We start from the raw sequence: 20864 nt of genomic DNA on the forward strand, positions 1-20864 counted from the left end.
CCGCGAAAGCGGGGATCCCGTTCTTTTGCTCGGCAGTGCGTTGGGCGATGCGCTTTTGCAGACGGCGGCGATCATCGCCCAAGGCACTGGATCCCCGCATTCGCGGGGATGAGCGGAGGTCTTACTTGGCCGCCAGGCGGACGTCCACATTGCCGCGCGTGGCGTTGGAATAGGGGCAGACCTGGTGGGCCTTTTCGATCAGGTCTTCGATCACAGCCTGGTCCAGGCCGTGGTCGGTGACGGTCAGATCGACGTCCAGGTTGAAGCCTTCGCCCCGGGTGTTCTTGCCGAAGCCGACGCCGGCGGTGATCTTGGTGTCGGGGCCGACGGGCGTGCCCGCCTTGCCGCTGACCAGACGAAGCGCCCCCAGGTAACAGGCCGCATAGCCGGTGGCGAACAGCTGTTCGGGATTGGTCCCGTCGCCGCCCTTTCCGCCCATTTCCTTCGGCGTAGAGAGTTTGACGTCGATCTTGCCGTCGTCGGTGGTCGAGCGGCCGTCTTCGCGGCCGCCGCCCGAGGCGGTGGCCTGGGCGCGGTACAGAACTTCCATGGCGGTCTCCTGTGTTGGGAAGGCTTCAGATGGGGGCTGAACGAGGCAGGGAAAGGGGGCGTTGCATCCGCACCCTAGCCTTTCGGGGCCGACGCGGGCTAAAGCACCAATTCGGGGCGTGTCGTCGGAGTAGGCCGTGAAGATTGCCGAACGCTGGTTCGTATGGGCGGGCATGGTCCTGCTGGGCGGCATCGCCCTGGCGGGGGTGGCGGTGGCCGTCTATGCGGCCTGGCTGTTCCACGACCTGCCCGACGCCTCGGAACTGGCGGACTACCGTCCGCCGACGGCGACGCGAGTCTATGCGGGCGACGGCACCCTGATCGGGGAGTTTTCGGACGAGCGGCGAATCTACGTCTCCTACGACCAGATTCCGGCGACGGTGGTGCAGGCCTTCCTGGCCGCCGAGGACCGCAACTTCTTCCAGCACGGCGGCATCGATGTGGGCGGCATAGGCCGGGCGTCGCTGAAGAACGTCTTCAACCTGGCGCAGGGGCGCCGGCTGGAAGGCGGCTCGACCATCACCCAGCAGGTGGCCAAGAACGTCCTGCTGACCAATGAATCGAGCCTGAACCGCAAGCTGAAGGAAGCCATCCTGGCCAATCGTCTGGAGGCGACCCTGTCCAAGGAGCAGATCCTCGGCCTGTATCTGAACGAGATCTTCCTGGGCTACCGGTCGTTCGGCATCGCCTCGGCCGCCTACAACTATTTCGGCAAGTCGCTGAACCAGCTGACGCCGGACGAGGCGGCCTTTCTGGCCTCCCTGCCCAAGGGGCCGAACAACTATCACCCCAAACGTCATCCGGGCGCGGCCAAGGGCCGGCGGGATTGGGTGTTGGGCGAGATGGAGCAGAGCGGCTGGTTGACCCAGGCTCAGCTGGCCGAGGCGCGCGCCCGGCCCCTGGTCACGCGCGACGCGCCGCAGCGGTCGGAATATAAGGACGCGGACTTCTTTGTGGAGGAGGCGCGGCGTCAGGCGGCGGCCAATCCCGATTTCGGCGCCCAGTTGCGCGCCGGCGGCTTCTATATGCGCACCACCCTGGACCCGACCTTGCAGACGGCCGCGCGCCAGGCGCTGATGCAAGGTCTGGAGAACTATGACCGTCGCCACGGCTGGCGCGGAGGGTGGGGCTCGACCGACTTCGCCGAGGGCTGGCAGGCCGCCGCCCTGAAGGAACAGGCGCCGCCCGAACGCCGCAGCTGGCAGGCCGCCGCCATCGAGAGCGTCAGCGGAAACACGGTTCGCATCCGCACGGCCAAGGGCGACGAGAGCGGAACCCTGATCGCCGCCGACGCCGCCTGGGCCAACGCCAATCGGCAGCTGCGGCGCGGCGAGCTGATCTTCGTCGAGAAGAAGAACGGCCAGTTCGCCCTGAAACAGGTGCCGCGCGTCAACGGCGCCCTGGTGGCGATCGAGCCCCAGTCGGGCCGGGTTCTGGCCATGGTGGGCGGCTATTCCTTTGCCCTGTCCAGCTTCAACCGGGCGACCCAGGCCAAGCGACAGCCGGGGTCGGCCTTCAAGCCCTTCGTCTATGCGACGGCGCTGGAGGGGGATTTCACCCCGGCCTCCATCGTTCTGGACGCCCCGATCAGCTTCGCCGGCGGCCCCAACGGCCAGCGCTGGACGCCTGAGAACTACAGCCGGGAATATTACGGACCCCAGACGCTGCGGCGCGGGCTGGAGCTGTCACGCAACGTCATGACGGTGCGCCTGGCCCAGTCGGTCGGCATGAAGAAGATCGTCGATCAGGCCGCCCGGATGGGTATTCCGGGGCTGACGCCGAATCTGTCGGTGTCCCTGGGCGCGGGCGAGGTGACGCCGCTGGAGATCACGGCCGCCTATTCGGCCTTCGCCAACGGCGGACGGCGCGTGACCCCCTATCTGATCGACTATGTTCAGGACCGGGACGGCCAGACCATCTTCCGCGCGGACGCCCGCAACTGCCGCGAATGCGGGCGGGGCTTCTCCGGTCAGGAATCGCCGCGTCTTCAGCCGCGCGGAACCCAGGTGATCGATCCGATCACCGCCTATCAGATGAGTTCGATGCTGGAAGGCGTGGTCCAGCGGGGCACGGCCGCCAGCGCGCGCGGCCTGGGTCGCTGGGTCGCCGGCAAGACCGGCACGACCAATGAATACCGTTCGGCCTGGTTCGTCGGCTTCACCACCGACATAGTGGTCGGGGTCTTCATCGGTTTTGACGACAACCGGTCGCTGGGGTCCGGCGAGGCCGGCGCCTCGGCCGCCGTGCCGGTCTTTACCGAATTCATGCAGACGGCGCTGAAGGAGCGGCCGGCCCGGCCATTCGTGCGGCCCAAGAACGCCGTTTTCCGCACGGTGAATGGGATCGAGGAAGCCTTCCGCCCCGGCACTGAACGCCAGGCGCCGGCCCCGGTCCAGGCCCCGAGCCAGCCGGTCGGACCCCAGAACTATTATGACGTGATCCGTCGCGAACAGGAGGCGGCGGCCGCCGGCGCCAACGCCCCGCCGCCCGCCGCCGCCCCGCCGCCGCCGAAGAAGGCGCCGGCCGAGGACTTGAGCGGACTGTACTGAGGCTCTAGGTAGGCCTTCCGAACGGCGCGTCCTCGTGGCGCGCCGTTCTTCATTCTTTTCGCCCTATCGCGCGACCTGCGGGCCGCGCTGCTTGAGGGCCTAGTGTCGCTGGAGATTGCGATGAGACCGGATGTCGAGGCCATGAAGGCCGACATCGAGCAGAGCGTCGCTCTGCTCAGGAGGCGTCTTTGACTGGGACGTCGCCGTCAGAAAGCTCGATGAGCTGAACGCACGGGTCGAGGACCCGACCCTGTGGGACCGGCCGGAAGAGGCCCAGGCCGTCAGCCGCGACCGATCGCGCCTGGAAGGCCAGATCAACGCCGTCAAGGCGATGGAGCAGGACCTGGAAGACGGGGTCATGCTGGCCGATATGGCCGATGAAGAAGGCGACGAGGCCGCTCTGGAAGAGGCGCGCGCCCTGTTGCGCGGCATCAAGGAACGGGCGGCGCGGGCCGAGCTGGAGGCCCTGCTGTCCGGCGAGGCCGACGGAAACGACGCCTATCTGGAAGTCAACTCCGGCGCCGGCGGCACAGAATCCAACGACTGGGCGGGCATGCTGCTGCGGATGTACAGCCGCTGGGCCAAGGCGCACGGCTATGAAGTCACGGTCGAGGCTCAGGAGGACGGCGAACAGGCGGGTGTCAAGTCGGCCACCGTTCTGATCAGCGGCCCCAACGCCTATGGCTGGCTGAAGTCGGAATCCGGCGTCCATCGCCTCGTGCGGATCAGCCCCTATGATGCGGCGGCCAAGCGGCACACCTCGTTCGCCTCGATCGGCGTCTCGCCAGTCGTCGACGACACGATCGAGATCGACATCAATCCGTCCGACGTGCGCACCGACACCTATCGCGCCTCGGGCGCCGGCGGTCAGCACATCAACAAGACGGATTCGGCCGTGCGTCTGACGCACATTCCGACCAATACGGTCGTGTCCTGCCAGACCGGCCGGTCGCAGCACCAGAACCGCGAACAGGCGTGGAAGATGCTGCGGGCGCGTCTGTATGAGCTGGAACTGCAGAAGCGCGAGGCGGCGGCCCAGGCCCTGAACGACGCCAAGACGGACATCGGCTGGGGGCACCAGATCCGATCCTATGTGCTGCAGCCGTATCAAATGGTGAAGGACCTGCGGACCGAGGTCGAGACCTCGGATACGCAAGGGGTGCTGGACGGTGACCTTGACGCCTTCATGGGGGCGGCCTTGGCGGCGCGGGTCGGCCAGACGCGGGGCTCGGTCGCCGATTGACGGCGAGGGCGCGGCCTGATCGCTGAAATCCGGCGATCAGGCCGCGACGCGGATCAGGCGTTCGGCTTCAGGGCCACGACGTCAGCCTTGGCCTCGCTCGCCGGGGCGGGCGTCGGCTGGAGCGCGACGGGGGCGACCGGCGCGGGGGCGGGGGCCTGACGCTGGCCCTGGGCGACGCGGCCCTGGAAGAAGGCGCCGACGTCGATCGACAGCTGTTCGGCGGTGATGTCGCCTTCCACATAGGCTGTGGCGACCAGTTTGATCTGCTTGCCCTGGACGCCGCCGACGATGCGGCCGCGCACTTCGATATAGTCGGCCTGGACATTGCCCTCGACCGCGCCGGTCTCGCCGACGATCAGGCGGCCGACGCGGACGTCGCCCTTGATCTGTCCATCGATCTGCAGATCGCCCGCGCCGGTGATATTGCCTTCAAAGGCCAGGTCGGAGGACAGGGTGGACAGGCCGCGGCCTGGCGTCGTGGCGGCCGGGGCTGCGCCGGGGCGCGGGGCGGCCGGCATGTCCGGCAGCGGCGGAATGGCCGGGGCCGCAGGACGAGGCGACGACGGCGTCGGGGTCGCGGGTTTGCTAATTTTGTTGAACAAGTTGATCTCCTGCTCTGAGGAAGCGTGCGGGGTTCTGCGGCCGGCCGTTCAGCCAGACTTCGTAATGGAGGTGGACGCCGGTCGATCGGCCGGTGGTGCCCATGGCGCCGATCCTCTGGCCGAGCGCGACCGACTGCCCCGGCTGGACGGCCAGGGCGTTCAGATGGGCGTAGCGCGTCTTGAAGCCGCGCCCGTGGTCTATCTCGACCGTATTGCCATACCCTGAACGAACGCCGGCGAAGGAAACGACGCCGGGCGCCGTGGCGTAGATGGGGGTGTTCAGCGGTGCGGCGAAGTCCTGGCCCTGGTGGATGGCGGGACGGCCGTTGAAGGGGTCGAAGCGGACGCCGAAGCCGGAGGTGGTGCGGGCCTGGGTCGGTCGTTTGAACGGCAGCTCTTCGGCGGCCTCCGACAGGGTCCGCATTTCGTTAAGATTGGTCGCCGCGTGGCGGATGCGGACGGCGAAGGGTTCGTCCACGTCCAGAATAGCGGCCAGGGCCCGGGGATCGCGCGCCTCCACCAGGGGGCCGCCCAGCGGTTCGGCGGCGGCGACATAGGCGGCGGGATTGAGGCCGGCGAGGCGGAAGGCCAGCCGGAGCCGTTCGGCGCGGGTCTGGGCGAAGGTCTCCGCTCGATCCAGCAGCCGTTCCTGGTCCAGCCGTACCGCCAGGATGCGCTGGATCGGCGGCATGTCGGGGCGCAGGGGCTTGGGCGCCAAGGCCTGGACCGCCCCGTTCACGCCGTTCAAGCCGGTCATGATCTGGGCCAGGGCGGCGTGACGCCGCTCGATCATGGCGGCCGTCTGGTCCAGGGCGCCGTTCGTGGCGGACATGCGGACGACCGCGCTTTCCAGCCGCGCCTGAAGGTCCGCGTTCAGCCGCTCTGACGCGGCGCGCGCGCGGATGACCTCGGAATCGGCGTGGCGCCGGGTCACGATGTCGAAGAGGAAGGCGCCCGAGGCGACCAGAGACCAGACCAAGAAGGCCGATGCCGCCAGGCCGAGCAGGATCTGACGCCGGGCGGTGAGGGCGTAGGCCCGAACCTCGTCATGGCTGCGGAGATAGACGTAACGGACGGGCAAAAAACGATCCATGAAGGAGCGTTTCGGCGCTTTCTCTTCCAGGTCCATAAAGCAACGCCCCCACGTCGAGGTGGGGTTTATCCGCCGCCTTTATGACAGCGGCAAGATGGTTCACCTGTTGTTAACTATCATTTCCGGCCTTTTCGGGCATTTTCACGCAAAAGTGCCTTGAGAATCCCGGAATGCGAGAACCCGCTTGGACGGGATTCCCCTTGAAGGCGATTCGGCGTTCTCAGCCCAAGGCGCGGGCCGCTGCGAGAACCTCGGCGGCGTGGTCGGCGACCTTCACATTGCGCCAGGCGCGGGCGATCCGACCTTGGGCGTCGATCAGAAAGGTGGCGCGTTCGATGCCCATATATTCGCGGCCGTAGAGCTTCTTCTCCACCCAGACGCCCCAGGCCTCGCAGGCGGCGCCGTCCTCGTCGGAGGCCAGTACGACGGCGAGGTCGTACTTGGCCTTGAACTTGTCGTGCTTCTTCACCGTGTCCCTGGACACGCCGATGACCGGGCAGCCCAAGGCGGCGAAGTCGGCGGACAGGGCGGTGAAGTCCTGGGCCTCGCGGGTGCAGCCGGTCGTGTCGTCCTTGGGATAGAAGTAGACGACGGCGGGCTTGCCCCTCAGGGCGGCGAGGGAGATCCGGCCGCCGTTGTCGGTCGGCAGGTCGAGAGCGGGGGCGGGCTGGCGTTCATCGGTGGACATGGGCTGTCTCCTTCCGTCATCCTCGGGCCTGACCCGAGGATCGGATGTGGTGCTCGGAGTGCGGCGCTTGTTCGCACAAGCGGCGGATGGTCCGGCCCTCGGGTCAAGCCCGAGGGTGACGGAGATTAAACGGGCCTAACCAGCACGATCTTCTTCTTGCCGGCCGCCAGCTTGATCACGCCGTCCTTCAGATCGGCCTCGGTCAGCAGCTGGGCGCCGTCGGAGACGGCGACGTCGTTGAGGCGCAAGCCCCCGCCCTGGGCCAGGCGGCGCGCCTCGCCGTTGGAGGCGGTCAGGCCGGCCTTGGTCACGACGGCGGCGATCATGGCGCCGTAGATCTCGGCGGCCGGAAGTTCGACGGTCGGCAGGTCGGCGGAAAGCTGGCCCTTCTCGAAGGCGCTTTCGGCGGCGGCGCGGGCGGTCGCGGCGGCCTCGGCCCCGTGCAGCAGGGTGGTGGCGGCGTCGGCGAGGGCCTTCTTGGCCTCGTTGATGGCCGCGCCCTCCAGGGCTTCGTATTCGGCGATCTGCTCCAGGCTGAGGTCCGTGAACAGGCGCATGAAGCGGCCGACGTCGGCGTCCTCGGCGTTGCGCCAGAACTGCCAGTAGTCATAGGGGCTGAGCTGTTCGGCGTTCAGCCAGACGGCCCCTTGCGCCGTCTTGCCCATCTTGCCGCCAGAGGCCGTGGTCAGAAGCGGGGTGGTCAGGCCGAAGGCGGCCTTCTGGTCCACCCGGCGCACCAGATCCACGCCCGAGGTGATGTTGCCCCACTGGTCCGACCCGCCCATCTGCAGCGTGACCTTCAGGCTGCGGTTCAGCTCCAGGAAGTCCACCGACTGCATCAGCATGTAGTTGAACTCGAGGAAGGTCATCGGCTGCTCGCGCTCGAGCCGCAGCTTGACCGAGTCGAAGCTCAGCATCCGGTTGACGGTGAAATGGGTCCCGAAGTCGCGCAGGAACTGGATGTAGCCGTAGGTCGACAGCCAGTCGTCGTTATTGACCATGACCGCATCGGTCGGGCCGTCGCCGAAGGTCAGGAATTTGGCGAAGACCGTCTTGATGGAGTCGATGTTCGACTGGATCGTCTCTTCGGTCAGCTGGGGGCGCGACGCATCCTTGCCGGTCGGGTCGCCGACCTTGGTGGTGCCGCCGCCCATCAGGACGACAGGCTTGCCGCCCGCCTGTTGGAGCCGGCGCAGCATCATGACCGAGATCAGGTTTCCGACATGAAGGCTCTTGGCCGTGGCGTCGAAGCCGACATAGCCGACAAGCCCGCCCGAGGCGGCCGCCTCGTCCAGCTCGGTCGGGTGGGTGATCTGGTGGATGTAGCCGCGGGCCTGAAGGGTGCGGAGGAAGTCGGATTTGAAGGCTTGGTCGGTCATGGCGGAGGCTCCGTTAGCAGGGATGCCGGCGGTCGTCTTCCATTTCCGAAGAGCGCGTCGCCAGCGAAGGCGGCGCGTGTTCGCGGGCCGCTCGCTTACAGCGGGCGGTAATACAGGCCGGTGATGGCGCGGGCGGCGAACATGGGTTCTGGATAAGGCGCAGCGTTGACCGGCGTCAAGCCTGCGCTACGAAGACGGGATGCGTCTGCCCCTGATCCCGCACCCGACCTCTTCCCCCGCCGGGCTGACGCTGGAGGTCGAGGCGCGGCGGGCGGGGCGGGCGTTGAGCCTGGAGTATCTGTTGGCCGGGCCGGTCGAGAGGGTGCGGTGGCCCGAGGCGACGGCGCGGGTGCGAACGGACGAGCTGTGGCGGACGACCTGTTTCGAGGCCTTCGTGCGGACGGAGGGCGGCTATGTCGAATATAATCTGTCGCCGTCTGGGGCCTGGGCGGCCTATCGGTTCGACGGCTATCGCGAGGGGATGCGGGGGCTGGAGATCGCGGCGCCCTTCATCGTCACGCGCATGGCCCAGGGGCGGTTCGTTCTGACGGTCGATGTGGAACTGCCCGAGGATGCGACGGACGCGGTCGGGCTGACGGCGGTGGTCGAGAGGCTGGACGGGGGGCTGGACGGGGCGATCGCCTATTGGGCCCTGGCGCATCCACCGGATAAGCCGGACTTTCATCATCCCGACTCGTTCGCGCTGGAACTGCCATGAACTTCGGTCTCGACCGCCTGCTGTCCGACGACGCCCTGAGGGGGCAGCTGAAGGGGCGGCGCGTGGCCCTGCTGGCGCACCCGGCCTCGGTGACGAAGGACCTGGGTCATGCGGTGGACGCCCTGGCCGCCTGTCCCGAGATCGAGCTGACCGCCGCCTTCGGGCCGCAGCACGGGATGAAGGGCGATCTGCAGGACAATATGATGGAGAGCCCGGATTATCGCGATCCGGTGCACGGCTTCCCCGTCTTCAGCCTGTACGGCGAGGTGCGGCGGCCCAAGGACGAGTGGATGGAGACGTTCGACGTCGTCCTGATCGACCTGCAGGACCTGGGCTGCCGCATCTACACCTATGTGACCACGCTTCTGTATGTGCTGGAGGCGGCGGCGAAACACGGCAAGTCGGTCTGGGTGCTGGACCGGCCCAATCCGGCGGGGCGGCCGGTCGAAGGGCAGACGCTGAAGCCCGGCTGGGAGAGTTTCGTCGGGGCCGGGCCGATGCCGATGCGGCACGGCATGACGATGGGCGAACTGGGCCTGTGGTTCATCGACCGGTTCAGGCTGGATGTGGACTACCGCGTCGTGGAGATGCAGGGCTGGGCCCCCGAGGCGGGGCCGGGCTTCGGCTGGCCACTGGGCGAGCGGGCCTGGGTCAATCCCAGCCCCAATGCGCCGAACCTGTCGATGGCGCGCTGCTACGCAGGGACGGTGATGCTGGAGGGGGCGACCCTGTCGGAAGGCCGGGGCACGACCCGGCCGCTGGAGCTGTTCGGGGCGCCGGACATCGACGCGCGGGCGGTGATCGCCGAGATGCAGGCTCTGGCGCCGGAATGGCTGGGCGGTTGCGTGCTGCGCGACATGTGGTTCGAGCCGACCTTCCACAAGCATGTCGGCAAACTGTGCAGCGGGGTGCAGATCCATGTCGATCACCCCGGCTATGACCACGCCGCCTTCAGGCCGTGGCGGGTGCAGGCCCTGGGCTTCAAGGCGATCCGGCGGCTGTATCCCGACTACGATCTGTGGCGGGATTTTCCTTATGAATATGCGTTCGGGAAACTGCCCATCGACGTGATCAACGGCGGGCCGGGTCTGCGGGAATGGGTGGACGATGCGGCGGCGGGGCCGGGGGATCTGGATGCGGCGACGCGCCCGGATGAGGCGGCGTGGGAAGAGGCGCGGCGGGCGTTCCTGCTGTATTAGGTTCAAGGCTGCGGTTTGGACGTTTGGAGGGGGTTAGGCCATGATGGTTTCGTTGATCGCCGCGATGGCGCTCCAGCAGGCGGCGGCGCCGTCGGCGACCTCCTATCCATCGGACATGCAGCGCGCCGAAATCTGCTACGCCCACGTGATGCTGCTGATCATCGAAGCTGCCAAGGACGGCGGTCGCGTGGCCGGCCCCAGCTGGTTTGTTCGCGACTGGTGGATCGAAAAGCTGAACCCAGCACAACTGAAGGATCAAAGGCTGGCTGCGGTTCAGGCGGCGGTGGAACGACGCCGCTTGGAAGACGCCGAATTCTTCGCCGCTGAGCGCCGCACCTGTATTCAGGACGCAATAGACGGCGGCGCGCTGCCCAGTTGAACCGACACGAGGATGTATAACCAAAATCTATCACGCATCTGCAAATAAGTGATTGGGCTTATCTGCTGCGATGCGGTAGGAAGCGGGCCTCCCCAACCTCCCAACGGAATGGAAGCCCTGCATGGCCCTCATCAACACGACCATCAAACCCTTCACGGCCGAGGCCTATAAGGACGGCAAGTTCCTGACCGTCACCGAGGCCGATGTGGCGGGCAAGTGGGCGATCTTCTTCTTCTATCCGGCCGACTTCACCTTCGTCTGCCCGACCGAGCTGGAAGACCTGGCCGACAACTACGCCGAGTTCCAGAAGCTGGGCGTTGAAATCTATTCGGTGTCGACCGACACCCATTTCTCGCACAAGGCCTGGCACGACTCCTCGCCGGCCATCGGCAAGATCACCTACACCATGCTGGGCGATCCCTCGGGTCAGGTGACCAACAACTTCGACGCCATGCGTCCGGGCGTGGGCCTGGCCGATCGTGCGACCTTCCTGGTCGATCCGGACGGCGTGATCCAGTTCACCGAGACCACCTCGGAAGGCATCGGCCGCAACGCCGCCGAACTGCTGCGCAAGGTCAAGGCCGCGCAATATGTGCGCGCGCATCCGGGTGAAGTCTGCCCGGCCAAGTGGGAAGAGGGCGAAGCCACCCTGGCGCCGTCGCTCGACCTCGTCGGCAAGATCTAAGACGGAACGCCTATCGGGTCCGGCCTTCGGGTCGGACCCACCCGGCCGCCGCCCTGTTTCGTGGGGGCCGGACCCTATCGCGCAAGCCTCGCCGGGATCGGCTCGAAGGCGGCGCGTCACCCTGGAATTCGAGGACTGCCCCATGCTGGACGCCAATCTGAAATCTCAGCTCGAGAGCTACCTCAAGAACATCGTCCATCCGGTCGAACTGGTCGCCTCTCTGGGCGCCGGGCCCAAGTCGCAGGAGCTGAAGACCCTGCTGGAGGAGATCGTCTCGGTCTCGCACGGCAAGGTCGAGATGGGCCGCGACTATGACGATGAACGCCAGCCCAGCTTCCTGATCCGCAGGAAGGGCACCGACATCGGGGTGCGGTTCGCGGGGATTCCTCTGGGCCACGAGTTCACCTCGCTGGTGCTGGCCCTGCTGCACGTCGGCGGCCATCCGTCCAAGGCGGCGCAGGAGGTGATCCAGCAGGTCAAGGATCTGGAGGGCGACTATGTGTTCGAGACCTATTTCTCGCTGTCGTGCCAGAACTGCCCCGACGTGGTGCAGGCCCTGAACCTGATGAGCGTGCTGAACCCGCGCATCAAACACGTCGCCATCGAAGGCGGCCTGTTCAAGGACGAGGTGGACGAGCGCAAGATCATGGCCGTGCCGACGGTCTTCCTGAACGGCGAACTGTTCGGCCAGGGCCGGATGGAGCTGGAGCAGATCGTCGCCAAGCTGGATTCGGGCGCCGAGGCGCGGGCCGCCGAGCGGCTGAAGGCCAAGGACCCGTTCGACGTCCTGGTGGTCGGCGGCGGTCCCGCCGGGGCGGCGGCCGCCATCTATACGGCGCGCAAGGGCATCCGCACCGGCATCGTGGCCGAACGGTTCGGCGGCCAGGTGCTGGACACCATGGCGATCGAGAACTTCATTTCGGTGCCGCACACCGAGGGGCCGAAGCTTGCCGCCCATCTGGAACAGCATGTCCGCGAATATGAGGTGGACCTGATGAACCTGCAGAAGGCGGCCAAGCTGATCCCGGCCAAGGTTCCGGGCGGTCTGCACGAGGTGGTGCTGGAGAACGGCGCCAGTCTGAAGTCGCGCACCGTCATCCTGTCGACCGGCGCCCGCTGGCGCCAGATGAACGTGCCGGGCGAGGAGCAGTACAAGAACAAGGGCGTGGCCTATTGCCCGCACTGCGACGGGCCGCTGTTCAAGGGCAAGCGGGTGGCGGTGATCGGCGGCGGAAACTCCGGCGTCGAGGCGGCGATCGACCTGGCGGGCATCGTGGCCCATGTGACCCTGATCGAGTACGACAGCGAACTGCGGGCCGATGCGGTGCTGCAACGCAAGCTGGCGACCCTGCCGAACGTGCGGATCGTCACCTCGGCCCTGACGACCGAGGTGCGCGGCGACGGCGAGAAGGTGACGGGCCTGGTCTACAAGGACCGCAACTCCGACGCCCATCACGACGTCGATCTGGAAGGCGTCTTCGTCCAGATCGGCCTGGTGCCGAACACCGAATGGCTGCACGGCGCCGTGGCCCTGACGACGCGCGGCGAGATCGAGGTGGATCACCGGGGCGAGACGTCTCAGCCGGGCGTCTTCGGGGCGGGCGACGTGACGACCGTGCCCTATAAGCAGATCGTGGTGGCGATGGGCGAGGGCTCCAAGGCGGGGCTGGCCGCCTTCGACTATATGATCCGCACCGTCCCGGCCGAAGAGGCGGTCGAGGCCGCCTGACGTCCAGGGCGGTTTCCGCTGTGAGGCGAACCGTGTAAGCGCAGGCCAGGTTTAGGCGGAGCGCGATATGACGGCGGCATCCTCGGGCCGGCTGTGGGGCGTCGCCTCCGGCCTGGGCGCAGGCGCAATGTGGGGGCTGGTCTTCCTGGCGCCGAAGTTTGCGCCCGAGGCCTCGCCCCTGCTGCTGACCGCCGGGCGGTATCTGGCCTATGGGCTGATCGCCGCCGTCCTGATCGCCCCGCGCTGGCGGCGGCTGGCGCCCTTGATCGAGGCGCGGACATGGCGCGCCCTGGTCTGGCTGAGCCTGGCGGGCAATCTGGTCTATTTCGCCTTTGTCGTGGTCGCAGTGCATCTGGCCGGGGTGGCGGCCTCGGCCCTGATCGTCGGCATGGTGCCGGTGGTGGTGGCCCTGTGGGGGCTGAGGGACCGCAGCGGACCGTCCCTGTCGCGCGCGGCGCCCCCCATCGTCCTGGCCGCCCTGGCGGTGGCCCTGATCGGCTGGCGGGCCCTGAGTCAGGGGGAGGCGGGGGCGGAGGGACCGACGGGGTTTCAGACCCTGATCGGCTTGGTCTGCGCCGTGGGCGCCCTGGTGTCCTGGTCGGCCTATGCGGTGGGCAACAGCCGCTGGATGGCGCGGCTGCCCGAGGTCTCGCCCCATGACTGGTCCTTGCTGACCGGCGTCGTGACCGGCGGCCTGGCATTGATCCTGGCGGTCCCGGCGGTTTGGACCGCCCACGGCTGGAGCGGGGGGCAATGGCTGCATCTGGCGGGGGTCTGCCTGGGCGTGGCCCTGTTGGCCTCCATCATCGGCAACGCCCTGTGGAACCAGGCCAGCCGCCGCCTGCCCCTGTCCATGCTGGGCCAGATGATCGTCTTCGAGACGGTGTTCGCCTTCGTCTACGGCTATGTCTGGGAGGGGCGGGGGCCGGCCCTGGTGGAGATACTGGCCATACTGATGATGATCGTCAGCGTCATCTGGTGCGTGCGCGCCCACGCCCCGCCACGCGGCGCGGAGGAGCCGCCGCACTGATCACGGCGTCTCAGTGCAGCTTGAGCCGACCCGAGACGCGGCGGTGCAGCAGCCGTGACAAGGCCAGGATGACGGTGCGACGGACGCCCAGAATGGCCCGGTGGTGGTCCAGGTGCAGGGCCATATAGGCCCATTTGGCGATCAGCCCCTCGATCAGGAAGTTCGGCCCGCTCAGATTGCCCATCAGCGATCCCACGCCCCGGTCCCCGCCCAGCGACACCAGCGACCCCCGGTCGCGATAGACATAGGGGCCGGGATCGCGAGCCGGGTCCGCCAGGGCCTGGGCCAGATAGGCGGCCTGTTGGGCGGCGGCCTGGGCGCGGGCGGGGACCGGGCGCCCGTCGGGGCCTGGCGCTTCGGCGCAGTCGCCCAGGGCGTAAATGTCTGGGGCGGAGGTCCGCAGCCGGTCGTCTACGACGAACTGATTGAGACGTCCCGTCGTCAGGCCGAGGTCGCGGTTGGTCTCGGCGGCCTTGACCCCTGCGGCCCAGACGATCAGGTCGGCGGGGACCGCGCCTCTGGACGTCTCCAGCCGGTCCGCATGGACGGCCTGGACCTTGGCGTCGGTCAGCAGCCTCACCCCCTTGGCCTCCAGGGCCTGGGCCGCCTTGGTCGAAACCCGTTCCGGAAGACCGCCCAGGATACGGGGCGCGGCCTCCACAATGGTGACGTCGATGTCGAACCTCTGGTCCGGCGTCAGGCCCGCAGACAGTTCGTCATGGCCTTCGATCAGTTCGGTGGACAGCTCCACCCCCGTGGCGCCGGCACCGACGATGGCGATGCTCAGCCTGCGATCATCCGAATAGGCCGCAGCCAGGAAGGCGCTGGTCAAACGTTTGTTGAAGGCCTCGGCGTCGGCGACGTCTTCCAGAAGATGGGCGTGTTCGGCGGCGCCCGGCGTGTTGAACAGGTTCGATCCGCTGCCGATCGCCAGGACCAGGGTGTTGAAGGCCAGGGTGCGCGGGGCCACCAGGACGGCGCCGTCCTGATCGTGGATTTCACCCAGGGTCAGGGTCTTGTTCGCCGGATCGAGGCCGGTCAGGTCGCCGAAGGCGAAGCTGAAATGGTTGCGGCGCGCCAGGACGGGATAGGACAGGCCCTCCTGATGGCTGTCCAGCGACCCCGCCGCCACCTCATGCAGGCTGGGCTTCCACAGGTGGAAGATGGAGCGGTCGATCAGCAGGACGCGCCGGCGCCCCTCGCGCGGTCCGAACCGACGGCCAAGGCGGGCGGCGAGCTCAAGCCCGCCTGCGCCGCCGCCGATGATGACGATGTCATGAACGGGCCGCGGCGCGGCGGCAGGGGAGGAGGAAGCGGTTTGCGTCATGGGGATCTAGCGAGGCTTTATCGGCAGGGTTCCACTGGCCCCTATGTGGACCCGGCGAGACCGTTTGTCGCGCCCGTTGACGCGATATCGGCTCTGTCTTAGCCATAAGAGGCGGCGATCCGGGCCCCTCTGGCGATCCCTTCCGATCGCGATGTCGGCCGCCTCTCGACATTGATGGAGGTAGACGTGGATTTTCTGCTGGCCGAATGGCTCGGCAAGCCCGCATGGATGTGGGTCGGCTTTATCGGAATCGTGGCCCTGCTGCTGGCGCTCGACCTGGGCGTCCTGAACCGCAAGGATCATGAAATCGGGGTTCGCGAGAGCCTGCTGCTGTCCTCGATGTACATTGCGATCGCCCTGGCGTTCGGCGGCTTCGTCTGGTGGGAGCTAGGGTCGGAAAAGGGGCTGGAATATCTGACCGGCTTTGCGATCGAAAAGAGCCTGGCGATGGACAATGTCTTCGTCATCGCCATGATCTTCGGGGCCTTTTCCATACCGCGCATCTACCAGCACCGGGTGCTGTTCTGGGGCATCGTCGGGGTGATCGTCCTGCGGGCCCTGATGATCGCGGGGGGCGCGGCCCTGGTCAGCCGCTATGAGTGGGTGCTGTATCTTTTCGCGGCCTTCCTGGTCTTTACCGGGATCAAGATGTTCGCCGCCCGTCACGAGAATGAGCAGGACATCGCCGACAATCGGCTGCTGGCCTGGCTGCGTCGCCGTCTGCCGGTGACGGAGACCTTGCACGGACACGCCTTCTTCGTGCGTCAGTCGAACAAGACGGGCCGGACGGCGCTGCACGTCACGCCGCTGTTTCTCGCCCTGGTGATGATCGAACTGGCGGACGTGGTGTTCGCGGTGGATTCGGTGCCGGCCATCTTCGCCATCACCACCGACCCCTATATCGTCTACACCTCGAACATCTTCGCCATTCTGGGCCTGCGGGCGCTGTATTTCGCCCTGGCGGCGGTCATTCACCGCTTCGCCTATCTGAAACAGGCCCTGGCCGTGCTGCTGATCTTCATCGGCGGCAAGGTGATCGCCGCGCCCCTGATGGGACTGGACAAGATCCCGCCTGCCGTCTCGCTGAGCGTGACGGCGGCCATATTGGCGGCGGGGGTGGGCTATTCGCTGTGGCGGACGCGATCAGACGCCAAGCCCGGGTGAACCGAGCGGCCGGCCTGAGGTTCAGGCCGGCTTTTCTTCCAGCCGCTTGTCCAGATAGGCGCCGACGCGGCGATCCACGGCGGCCATATGATCCTGCCAGAAGTGGCTGGCGCCCTCTTCCAGCTCATAGTCGATGACGATGCCCTTCTGGGTGCGCAGCTTGTTGACCACCCGCTCGACCTCGACGGGCGGGACGATGGTGTCGGCCGTGCCGTGCAGGAACAGACCCGAGGCGGGGCAGGGCGCCAGGAAGCTGAAGTCGTACATGTTGGACGGGGGCGAGACCGAGATGAAGCCGTCCGTCTCGGGCCGACGCATCAGAAGCTGCATGCCGATATAGGCGCCGAACTGATAGCCCGCGACCCAGGTCTGGCTGGCGCCGGGGTTGTTCGACTGGAGCCAGTCGAGGGCTGTCGCCGCGTCGGCCAGTTCGCCGATGCCGGAGTCGAACTCGCCCTGGGACTTGCCGACGCCGCGCGAATTATAGCGCAGGGTGGCGAAGCCGCGCTGCTGGAACAGTTGGTGAAGGGTCACCGCCACGGGGTTGTTCATGTGCCCCCCCGCCTTGGGGTGCGGGTGCAGGATCAAGGCGATCGGGGCGTTCGGGCGCTTGCCCGGAGAATAGCGGCCTTCGATGCGACCGGAGGCGCCGGGCAGGATGACTTCAGGCATAGGGGCTCTGGAATCCGTTCAACTGTCATTTCGCGCGTGCGTAATACTTGACCGCAGGGGTGGGACTTTCTAAGTCCCTCCGCAAGCGCGCCGCCTTTGCGAAGGCGCGGGTTCTAGCACAGGAGCCCCGAAAAGCGCGCAATTTTTGAAGGTGCGATATGCGTCTGTCGACCAAGGGACGATACGCCGTCATGGCGATGGCCGATCTGGCGAAGAATGGACGCGGCGCGGGCGGGGAAATCCGGGCGGTTTCCTTAGCCGAGATCGCCGCGCGGCAGGAGATTTCGCTGAGTTACCTGGAGCAGCTGTTCGCCCGGCTGCGCAAGAGCGGCCTGGTCAAGAGCGTGCGCGGGCCCGGCGGCGGCTATCGCCTGGCCAAGGGGGCGGATGAGACGGTGGTGGCGGAAATCGTTCTGGCCGTGGACGAGCCGATCCGCGCGACCCGGTGCGTCGCCCACGGAACACCCAAGGGTTGCATGCTGGCCGGCGAGCGCTGCATCACCCACAACCTTTGGGAAGATCTGGGCGACGAGATCCATCGCTATCTGGCCGGGGTTTCGCTGGAGGATGTGGTGATGAACCGCACCGGCCGGCGACGCCAGCATGTCGATCCGCCCGTGGCGGTGGAGGCGGCGGCATGAGCGCGGTCTATCTGGACTACAACGCCTCAGGGCTGGTGCGGCCCGAGGTTCTGGAGATCATGACCAAGGCCCTGGCCGACAACGGCAATCCGTCGGCGGTCCACGCCGCCGGCCGTCGGGCGCGGGCGCGGATCGAGACGGCGCGCGCCCAGGTCGCCGAACTGGTCGGCGCCGATCCGACGGCGGTGGTGTTCAACTCGGGCGGCACCGAGGCCAATGCGCAAGCGATCGCCAGCGCCCTGGCGGCCGGGTGCGAACGGCTGATCGTGTCGGCGACCGAACATCCGTGCGTGGCCGAGGCTGCGGCGGCGGCAGGCGCGCCGGTCGAGATTCTGCCGGTCGATGCGAACGGCTTGGTCGATCTGGCCTGGCTGGCCGAGGCCTTGGCGCGGCCCGGTCGGGCGGTGGTCGCCATCCATCATGCGAACAATGAAAGCGGCGTGATCCAGCCGATCGCGCAGGCGGCGGCCCTGGTGCGGGCCGTCGGTGGTTGGCTGCACGTCGACGCCATCCAGTCGGCGGGCAAGATCGCCGTCGATATACGGGCTCTGGATGCGGACAGCCTGACCCTGTCGGCGCACAAGCTGGGCGGTCCCCAGGGCGTCGGCGCCCTGGTCTTCAAGGAAGGCGTGTCGGGCGTGCGTATCCTGCACGGGGCGGGGCAGGAACGGGGCCTGCGCGCCGGGACCGAGAACGGGCCCGGCATCGCAGGCTTCGGCGTCGCCGCAGCCTGCGCCGCGCGCGATCTGGAGACTGTCGCGTCGCATACGGCCTGGCGTGACGCCGCCCAGGCGCGGGTCAAGGCGGCCGGGGCGACCATCATCGGCGAGGGCGCCGATCGCCTGCCCAACACCCTGTTTTTGGCCGTCGAGGGCTGGGACAGCCCGCAACAGTTGATCACCCTGGATCTGGCCGGGATCATGGTGTCCGCCGGTTCGGCCTGTTCCTCGGGCAAGGTCAAGCCGTCCAAGACGATCAGCGCGATGGGACTGAATAGGCTGGCCACGGGGGGCGTGCGCGTCTCCGGCGGCTGGGGCACGACCGAGGGCGACTGGGCGCGGTTCGCCGACGCCTGGGTGGACGCCTGGACCAAACACAAGGCACGCGCCGCCGCGCGCGTGAGAGAGGTCGCCTGATGGCCGCCGTCAAGGAAACCGTCGACGCCGTCGCCGAACTGGAACGGTACAAGTACGGCTTCACCTCGGATGTGGAGCAGGAGTTCGCCCCCAGGGGGCTGAACGCCGACATCGTGCGCTTCATCTCCGAAAAGAAGGGCGAGCCGGAATGGATGCTGGAATGGCGCTTAGCCGCCTATGAACGCTGGCTGGCGATGGAGGAGCCGACCTGGGCGGCGGTTCGTTACGAGCCCGTCGATTATCAGGACCTGTTCTACTACGCCGCGCCGAAGAAGAAGGAAGGGCCGAAGTCGCTGGACGAGGTCGATCCCGAGATCCTGGACGTCTACAAGAAGCTGGGCATTCCGCTGAAGGAGCAGGAGGTTCTGGCGGGGGTGCAGGGCGCCCCGCGCGTGGCCGTGGACGCCGTGTTCGACAGCGTGTCCGTGGTCACCACCTTCAAGGAGGAGCTGGCCAAGGCGGGCGTGATCTTCATGCCGATTTCCGAGGCCTTGCGTGAATATCCTGAGCTGGTGCGGAAATATCTGGGGTCGGTGGTGCCGGTCTCGGACAACTATTTCGCGGCCCTGAACAGCGCGGTCTTTTCGGACGGGTCGTTCGTCTACATCCCGCCGGGCGTGCGCTGCCCGATGGAGCTGTCGACCTATTTCCGCATCAATGCGAGCCAGACGGGCCAGTTCGAGCGCACCCTGATCATCGCCGACAAGGGCAGCTACGTCTCGTACCTTGAGGGCTGCACCGCGCCGATGCGCGACGAGAACCAGCTGCACGCGGCCGTGGTCGAGATCGTGGCCCTGGACGACGCCGAGGTGAAATATTCGACGGTCCAGAACTGGTACCCCGGCGATGCGGAAGGGCGGGGCGGCATCTACAACTTTGTCACCAAGCGCGCCGATTGCCGGGGCGACCGGTCCAAGGTGTCCTGGACCCAGGTCGAGACCGGTTCGGCCGTCACCTGGAAATATCCGTCCTGCATCCTGAAGGGCGACGACAGCTCGGGCGAGTTCTATTCCATCGCCATCACCAACGGGCGTCAGCAGGCCGACACCGGCACCAAGATGATCCACCTGGGCAAGAACACCAAGTCGCGGATCATCGCCAAGGCGGTGTCGGCGGGTCGGTCGGACTCAACCTATCGCGGCCTGGTTTCGGTGCATCCGAAGGCGACGGGGGTGCGCAACTTCACCCAGTGCGACAGTCTGCTGATCGGCAAGGAGTGCGGCTCGCACACCATCCCCTATATCGAAGCCCGCAACGGCTCGGCCCAGCTGGAGCACGAGGCGACGACGACGCGCCTGTCGGACGATCAGCTGTTCTACGCCCAGCAGCGCGGGCTGTCGCAGGAGGAGGCGGTGGCCCTGCTGGTCAACGGCTTCGTCCGCGACGTGCTGCAGGAGCTGCCGATGGAGTTCGCCGTCGAGGCGCAGAAGCTGGTGGCGATCAGTCTGGAAGGGAGCGTGGGGTGATGGCGACGCTGTGGTATGATCCGCGCATCAGTCCTATGCGCGGGAAATCATAATGGAAACCATCGCCGTTCCGTTCGATACCGACGCCGCCGATCGGCTGAAGCGCGCTGCTGCAGAGATCGGCATGCCATTGGAAGAATTCATCGCCTCGGCCGCCGAGCAGGTTGTCACCGACGGCGAAGCGCAACTGGGAGCGCCGCTTTCGGAGGCGCAGCTCGCCTCGATCCGTCGCGGCGTCGAAGATGTCGCGGCCGGACGGGTCTATAGCCATGAAGAGGTCTTCGATGAACTGAAGGCGCGCTTCAAGCGATGAGGACCGTCCGATGGTCGAAGGAGGCCAGGGATGGGCAGAGGGAGTGGTTGGATCTGCTGGAGCAGCAGGACCCGCGCCTGACGGATCGAGCCCTGGCTGAAAGCGAAGCCTTGTCGCTGAAGCTTGGCGATCATCCCTTTCGCTATCGGCCGTCGCGATGGAGAGGATTTCGCGAAGCCAGCCTTCTACGCTGGCGCAAGGTCGTCGTCTTTCAGGTTCTGCCTGACGAGGTGGTGATCGTTTCATTTTATGACGCCCGGCAAGACCTTGCCGCCGTCCAGCCCAAGTCAGATTCGAACTAA

General features: G+C 67.1%; 22 protein-coding genes. 15 read left to right on the forward strand and 7 right to left on the reverse strand.

The features are described 5' to 3' along the window. Window positions 1–121: 121 nt before the first annotated feature. Window positions 122–550: an organic hydroperoxide resistance protein gene (locus BSP_RS09505; RefSeq protein ID WP_152950162.1), complete on the reverse strand. Its 429-nt coding sequence runs from the start codon at window positions 548–550 to the stop codon at window positions 122–124. A gap of 136 nt (window positions 551–686) precedes the next feature. Between BSP_RS09505 and BSP_RS09510 the strand changes: the two genes are divergently transcribed. Further along, window positions 687–3098 carry a penicillin-binding protein 1A gene (locus BSP_RS09510; RefSeq protein WP_152950164.1) on the forward strand — a complete coding sequence of 804 codons (2412 nt, stop codon included), beginning with the start codon at window positions 687–689 and terminating at the stop codon, window positions 3096–3098. Window positions 3099–3218: 120 nt separating this feature from the next. Then, window positions 3219–4341 (forward strand): peptide chain release factor 2 gene (prfB, locus tag BSP_RS09515; RefSeq protein ID WP_152950166.1). Its coding sequence is split into 2 segments (ribosomal slippage): window positions 3219–3287 and window positions 3289–4341, totalling 1122 coding nucleotides; the frame shifts between segments, so codons are not numbered across the junction. A 53-nt stretch (window positions 4342–4394) separates the two neighbouring features. Here prfB and BSP_RS09520 read toward each other — a convergent pair. Next, entirely contained in the window at window positions 4395–4943 is a 549-nt protein-coding gene (locus tag BSP_RS09520) for a polymer-forming cytoskeletal protein (RefSeq protein ID WP_224762143.1), read from the reverse strand. Continuing rightward, a complete protein-coding gene (locus BSP_RS09525; RefSeq protein ID WP_255478906.1) occupies window positions 4927–6036 on the reverse strand; it encodes a peptidoglycan DD-metalloendopeptidase family protein in 1110 nt (369 codons plus the stop codon). Before BSP_RS09525 ends, BSP_RS09520 begins: the two co-directional genes overlap by 17 nt. On the opposite strand from BSP_RS09525, the gene BSP_RS16220 reads away from it, so the two are divergent. Beyond that, window positions 6035–6196 carry a hypothetical protein gene (locus BSP_RS16220; RefSeq protein WP_182713658.1) on the forward strand — a complete coding sequence of 54 codons (162 nt, stop codon included), beginning with the start codon at window positions 6035–6037 and terminating at the stop codon, window positions 6194–6196. The genes BSP_RS09525 and BSP_RS16220 overlap by 2 nt on opposite strands. 60 nt (window positions 6197–6256) lie before the next feature. Here the strand turns inward: BSP_RS16220 and BSP_RS09530 are convergent, their stop codons facing one another. After that, a complete protein-coding gene (locus tag BSP_RS09530) occupies window positions 6257–6724 on the reverse strand; it encodes a peroxiredoxin (RefSeq protein ID WP_152950170.1) in 468 nt (155 codons plus the stop codon). 125 nt (window positions 6725–6849) lie between these two features. Further along, entirely contained in the window at window positions 6850–8103 is a 1254-nt protein-coding gene (tyrS, locus tag BSP_RS09535) for a tyrosine--tRNA ligase (protein WP_152950172.1), read from the reverse strand. A gap of 199 nt (window positions 8104–8302) precedes the next feature. Here tyrS and BSP_RS09540 point away from each other — a divergent pair, with 199 nt between their 5' ends. From BSP_RS09540 to BSP_RS09565, 6 genes are all read left to right on the forward strand, one after another. Further along, on the forward strand, window positions 8303–8821 hold the full coding sequence (locus BSP_RS09540) for a DOMON-like domain-containing protein (protein WP_152950174.1): 519 nt from the start codon (window positions 8303–8305) through the stop codon (window positions 8819–8821). Next, window positions 8818–10020, forward strand: a complete 1203-nt coding sequence (locus BSP_RS09545) for an exo-beta-N-acetylmuramidase NamZ domain-containing protein (protein WP_152950175.1) — start codon at window positions 8818–8820, stop codon at window positions 10018–10020. Before BSP_RS09540 ends, BSP_RS09545 begins: the two co-directional genes overlap by 4 nt. Before the next feature lie 40 nt (window positions 10021–10060). Then, complete coding sequence (locus tag BSP_RS09550) at window positions 10061–10399, forward strand: hypothetical protein (RefSeq protein WP_152950177.1); 339 nt, start codon at window positions 10061–10063, stop codon at window positions 10397–10399. Window positions 10400–10520: 121 nt separating this feature from the next. Continuing rightward, window positions 10521–11084, forward strand: a complete 564-nt coding sequence (ahpC, locus tag BSP_RS09555; protein WP_152950179.1) for an alkyl hydroperoxide reductase subunit C — start codon at window positions 10521–10523, stop codon at window positions 11082–11084. Window positions 11085–11226: 142 nt separating this feature from the next. Continuing rightward, window positions 11227–12813 carry an alkyl hydroperoxide reductase subunit F gene (gene ahpF, locus BSP_RS09560; RefSeq protein WP_152950181.1) on the forward strand — a complete coding sequence of 529 codons (1587 nt, stop codon included), beginning with the start codon at window positions 11227–11229 and terminating at the stop codon, window positions 12811–12813. Between the two features lie 67 nt (window positions 12814–12880). Then, window positions 12881–13843, forward strand: a complete 963-nt coding sequence (locus tag BSP_RS09565; RefSeq protein WP_152950183.1) for a DMT family transporter — start codon at window positions 12881–12883, stop codon at window positions 13841–13843. 10 nt (window positions 13844–13853) lie between these two features. On the opposite strand, the gene BSP_RS09570 is transcribed toward BSP_RS09565, so the two are convergent. Then, window positions 13854–15170, reverse strand: a complete 1317-nt coding sequence (locus BSP_RS09570; RefSeq protein ID WP_054765620.1) for an NAD(P)/FAD-dependent oxidoreductase — start codon at window positions 15168–15170, stop codon at window positions 13854–13856. 186 nt (window positions 15171–15356) lie between these two features. Here BSP_RS09570 and BSP_RS09575 point away from each other — a divergent pair, with 186 nt between their 5' ends. Beyond that, window positions 15357–16334 carry a TerC family protein gene (locus tag BSP_RS09575; RefSeq protein WP_152950185.1) on the forward strand — a complete coding sequence of 326 codons (978 nt, stop codon included), beginning with the start codon at window positions 15357–15359 and terminating at the stop codon, window positions 16332–16334. A gap of 21 nt (window positions 16335–16355) precedes the next feature. Here BSP_RS09575 and BSP_RS09580 read toward each other — a convergent pair whose 3' ends face one another. Beyond that, a complete protein-coding gene (locus BSP_RS09580; RefSeq protein WP_152950186.1) occupies window positions 16356–17006 on the reverse strand; it encodes an alpha/beta hydrolase in 651 nt (216 codons plus the stop codon). Window positions 17007–17164: 158 nt separating this feature from the next. On the opposite strand from BSP_RS09580, the gene BSP_RS09585 reads away from it, so the two are divergent. The 5 genes from BSP_RS09585 to BSP_RS09605 are packed head-to-tail and all read left to right on the forward strand — an operon-like array spanning window position 17165 to window position 20864. After that, window positions 17165–17647 (forward strand): Rrf2 family transcriptional regulator, encoded by a 483-nt coding sequence (locus tag BSP_RS09585; RefSeq protein WP_054765622.1) that lies wholly within the window; start codon window positions 17165–17167, stop codon window positions 17645–17647. Beyond that, complete coding sequence (locus tag BSP_RS09590; protein WP_152950188.1) at window positions 17644–18783, forward strand: cysteine desulfurase family protein; 1140 nt, start codon at window positions 17644–17646, stop codon at window positions 18781–18783. The genes BSP_RS09585 and BSP_RS09590 overlap by 4 nt, the downstream gene beginning before the upstream one ends. Then, complete coding sequence (gene sufB / locus BSP_RS09595) at window positions 18783–20249, forward strand: Fe-S cluster assembly protein SufB (RefSeq protein ID WP_152950190.1); 1467 nt, start codon at window positions 18783–18785, stop codon at window positions 20247–20249. Before BSP_RS09590 ends, sufB begins: the two co-directional genes overlap by 1 nt. 52 nt (window positions 20250–20301) lie before the next feature. Continuing rightward, the gene (locus BSP_RS09600) at window positions 20302–20562 is read left to right on the forward strand and encodes a hypothetical protein (RefSeq protein ID WP_054765625.1); all 261 of its coding nucleotides are present in this window, start codon (window positions 20302–20304) and stop codon (window positions 20560–20562) included. Further along, window positions 20559–20864, forward strand: a complete 306-nt coding sequence (locus BSP_RS09605) for a type II toxin-antitoxin system RelE/ParE family toxin (RefSeq protein ID WP_152950192.1) — start codon at window positions 20559–20561, stop codon at window positions 20862–20864. The genes BSP_RS09600 and BSP_RS09605 overlap by 4 nt, the downstream gene beginning before the upstream one ends.

The organism is Brevundimonas sp. Bb-A (assembly GCF_009394735.1).
In the GTDB taxonomy this organism is placed as follows: domain Bacteria; phylum Pseudomonadota; class Alphaproteobacteria; order Caulobacterales; family Caulobacteraceae; genus Brevundimonas; species Brevundimonas aurantiaca.